The organism is Candidatus Desulfolinea nitratireducens, from assembly GCF_982879505.1.
In genome coordinates, this window is the sequence record NZ_CEYOSI010000092.1 from 1 (window position 1) to 1,989 (window position 1,989).

General features: G+C 43.9%; 1 protein-coding gene. It reads left to right on the forward strand.

Annotation, left to right across the window (positions count from 1 at the left end; translation table 11 throughout):
* Positions 1–1,692: GAF domain-containing protein (locus AC3DOM_RS09575; RefSeq protein ID WP_487918819.1), on the forward strand; the 1,692-nt coding region annotated here is incomplete at its 5' end.
* Positions 1,693–1,989 lie beyond the last annotated feature (297 nt).

Sequence of the window (1,989 nt, forward strand, 5' to 3'; positions counted from 1 at the left end):
GTGGTTGGCGCCGATGTTAAATTGGAAACGATAACCACCCAGGTTTTGAATATTAAGATTGGCCAAACTGGTTACGCTTTTTTGAGTGATTCCTCAAATAATATTATCGCCATGCCTGATCTTGGCTACTCAAACTTTGGAATTCTTCGCGAGGAAACCCTCGAGGGTGAAGAATCACAACTTGCATCACTAAAACAGGGACCGCAGGATTTACAATCACAGTTTCAAGATATGGCCTCGGGCAACACCGGACAAATCCGTGCTCAAATCAATGAGGTAGAACATTATATGGCCTATGCACCTGTTTCATCCACAGGCTATAGCCTTGGCGTGATTGTGCCAGCAGCTGAAATGGAAACAGCCTACCGCGAGGCTCAGGCAATGGTGGCCGAGAATAATCAACAATCACAGATTTTCGGATTACTCATGCTGATTGCGATAGTAATTGGCGCTATGGTAATCAGCTTTGGAGTAAGCCGGGTGTTAACTACACCCCTAAACCAACTAAGAACCGCAGCTATCCAATTTAGCAAAGGAGATTTGGAAGTAAATATTCCCAAAATCTCCGTTGAAGAGGTTCATGTTCTGGCTGAAGCCTTCAAAGGAATGACGGCCCAGCTCAAAGAAATGTTGGGGAGCCTGGAGGAACGTGTTGTAGAACGTACAACTGAGCTTGAAGAGGCCAGCGAGCAAAGCCAGCGTCGAGCTGTACAGTTTGAGGCCATCGCGCAAGTTGCACGCAGCATTAGTACTTCGCAAAATTCCGAAACTCTTTTACCAAATATCACAGAGGTAATTAGCCAAAATTTTGGATTTTATCATGTTGGAGTCTTTTTGCTTGATGAATCGAAGGAATTTGCAGTTTTGCGTGCTGCAAACAGTCCTGGTGGCAAGGAAATGTTGGAGCGAAATCACCAACTCAAGGTTGGGGAAACTGGTATTGTCGGCTTTGTTACCAGTCGAGGAAAGGCACGAATCGCCTTGGATACCGGACAGGATAATATATATTTTGATAATCCAGATCTGCCCAACACCCGTTCTGAGATGGCATTACCAATGTTTGTCGGCAACCAAATAATTGGTGCTCTTGATGTACAAAGCGTTGAGCCCAATGCGTTTTCTCAAGAAGATATCGACACACTTTCAACCCTGGCAGATCAGGTAAGTATTGCGATCAATAACGCGCGCCTTTACGAGGAAGCACGATACGCTTTGGCGCAATCAGTATTGGTCTCACAGCAGGGGACAATATTAGGCTGGGATCAATTTAAGCTTTCAGAAAACCTGGCTGGTCTTCGTCGCAGAAAAGGAAAGGTCACTTTGCTAAAGGAACCAATTGCAAAAGATGACCTGAATGACGTTGAAATGCTAAATCTTCCAATTATTTTACGCGGGCAGAAAATTGGAGAAATAAAGATACAGGGCGGTGGTAAGCGCCCATGGACTCAGGATGAATTAGATATAGCCACTGCCATTATTGAGCGTGCTGCCATTACCATGGAAAATGCCCGTTTGCTATCGGAAAGCCAGAGGCGGGCATCCAAGGAGCAAGTTATTGGTGATATTTCCTCCAATATTGGTGCTGCATCCATCAATATTCGCAACGTTCTGCAAACTGCCGTTGAGGAATTAGGCCGTGTCATACCTGGAGCAGATGTCGTCATTCAGCTTACTGATAAGGATCAAGCATGAGGCTCAAAATAGCATGAACCAGCAAACAAGCTTTCTGACAAGAATATCGGTAAACAGGAAACTAAATCTAATTACCGTCATTATGGTTTTTGGGTTGCTTAGTATTTTTGTGTCGGGAATTTTTGGCATGCAAACGATTCAATCTACATTGGCAATTAGTTATAACCAAATTATTAATTCAAATATTGCGACCACGCAATTAAGTGAATCTATATTGCAGGTGCAATCCATCTTTGACGCACTTCTTTCTCCAAACATTTCGCCTGATGAACAAGCGCGTCAAAGAGAAGCGATGAA